Below are 1,986 nucleotides of genomic sequence, written 5' to 3' on the forward strand. Positions count from 1 at the left end.
CGCAGCCGCCCGCCCCCGCGCCCGCGCCGGTGCCGGCGGAGACGGTCGCCCCCGCTCCGCCGCCCGCCGCGCCGGCAGGACCGGCGCCCGTGTACGCCGCTCCGAACGCCGCGGCTGTCGCGACGGCGATCGCCTTCGCGCGCCAGCAGCTCGGCGAGCCCTACGCCTTCGCGGGCCGCGGCCCCGACTCCTGGGACTGCTCCGGACTCACGATGCAGTCGTACGCCGCCGCCGGCGTCTCGATCGGCGGCCACGGCGCGACCATGCAGTACCGCTACGCCGAGCAGCGCGGCAAGCTCGTCCCGTACGCCCTCCGTCAGCCCGGCGACCTGATCTTCTACGCGACGGGCGGCTCGACGTCCGGGTCGAAGTACCACGTCGCCCTCTACATCGGCGGCAATCGCATGATCGAGGCGCCATCCCCCGGCAAGACCGTGCGCGACTGGCCCGTCTACACGTACGACCTCGTGCCGTACGTCGCGCGCCCCACCGGGTAGAGGGCCGGGGTAGAGCCCGTTCCGCGCGTCGGAGGACGTCGCTAGGCTCCGGGAATGCCGACCGATGCCGCTCTGCTGACCTGGATGCTCGACTCCGACCCGGCGCTGCGCTGGCAGGTCGAGCGCGACCTGGCCGGCGAGCCTCCCGCCGTCTGGCAGGCGACCCGGGCGCGCGTCGCGACCGAGGGCATGGGTGCCGAGATGCTCGCGCATCAGGACGACGACGGGCAGTGGGCGGGCGGCGCGTACTTCCCCGCCGACTTCGACTTCGACGGCCCGGAGGCCGCGCGCGACGCCGGCCAGCCGTGGACGGCGACGACGTGGAGCCTCTCGACCCTGCGCGACTGGGGGCTCGACCCCGCCGCGCTCGCGGGCACGGCCGAGAGGCTCGCGGCGAACGCGCGATGGGAGTACGAGGACCTTCCCTACTGGGGCGGCGAGGTCGACGCGTGCATCAACGGCTGGACCCTCGCCAACGGCGCCTGGCTCGGCCGCGACATGAGCGACCTCGCCGACTGGTTCGCCGAGCACGAGATGGCCGAGGGCGGCTGGAACTGCGAGTGGGTCGAGGGCTCGACGCGCGCCTCGGTGCACTCGACGATCAACGCGCTCACGAGCATCCTCGATTGGGAGGCGCGCACGGGAGACACCCGCCTGCGCGACGTGCGCCATCGCGCCGAGGAGTACCTGCTGCGGCGCCGCATCCTCTTCCGCGAGACCACGGGCGAGCCGCTCGGCGACTGGGTGACGCGCATCGCGTACCCGTTCCGCTGGCGGCACACGGCCCTGCGGGCGATCGACTACTTCCGCGCCGCCTCGCTCCACGACGGCACGGCAGCCGACCCGCGCCTGGCCGACGCCGTCGACTCGGTGCGGGCGGCGCGGCAGCCCGACGGCTCGTGGCTGCAGGAGCGCCGTTACCCGGGGCGGGTCTGGTTCGAGATCGACGTCCCCGTCGGCGAGCGGTCGCCGTGGCTCACGTTCTTCGGCACGCGCGCGCTCGCGTGGTGGGACGACGCCGCCGGCTCGTCCGCGTGAGCGACCCGCCCGCGCTGCGCGTCCTCGTCGCGCCGGACGCGTTCAAGGGCAGCCTCTCGGCGCGCGACGCGGCCGACGCGATGGCCGCCGGGCTCGCCGACGCTCTCGGGGCGAGCGCGCGCATCGAGCGGCTCCCGCTCGCCGACGGGGGCGAGGGCACGCTGGATGCCCTGCTCGCCCTCGACGGAGCGACCGAGCGCCGCACACCGACGACCGACGCGATCGGCCGACCGCGCGCAGCGCGCTGGGGGCTGCTGCCCGACGCCACCGCGGTCGTGGAGGCGGCCGAGGCCAACGGCCTCCCGCTCGTGAGCGACGTGGCGCTGCGCCCGCTCGAGGCCGACAGCGCCGGGGTCGGACTGCTGCTGCGCGCGGCGCTCGAGGGCGGCGCGACGAGCGTGCTGCTCACGGTCGGCGGGTCGGCGACGACCGACGGCGGTGCGGGCCTGCT

The 1,986-nt window shown here is 75.8% G+C and carries 3 protein-coding genes; all 3 read left to right on the top strand.

The features are described from left to right. A partial coding sequence (locus tag Q7T15_RS02540; RefSeq protein ID WP_304692971.1) for a C40 family peptidase occupies positions 1 to 497 on the top strand: 497 nt, incomplete at its 5' end. Between the two features lie 54 nt (positions 498 to 551). Then, on the top strand, positions 552 to 1,535 hold the full coding sequence (locus Q7T15_RS02545; RefSeq protein ID WP_304692973.1) for a squalene cyclase: 984 nt from the start codon (positions 552 to 554) through the stop codon (positions 1,533 to 1,535). Then, on the top strand, positions 1,532 to 1,986 hold a 455-nt coding region (locus Q7T15_RS02550), incomplete at its 3' end, for a glycerate kinase (protein WP_304692975.1). The genes Q7T15_RS02545 and Q7T15_RS02550, both read left to right, overlap by 4 nt.

It is taken from the genome of Microcella sp., assembly GCF_030645145.1.
Lineage (GTDB): Bacteria > Actinomycetota > Actinomycetes > Actinomycetales > Microbacteriaceae > Microcella.

Coding starts and splice junctions, on each gene's coding strand:
- Q7T15_RS02545 (WP_304692973.1), top strand. CDS start 552: ATGCCGACCGATGCCGCTCTGCTGACCTGGATGCTCGACTCCGACCCG.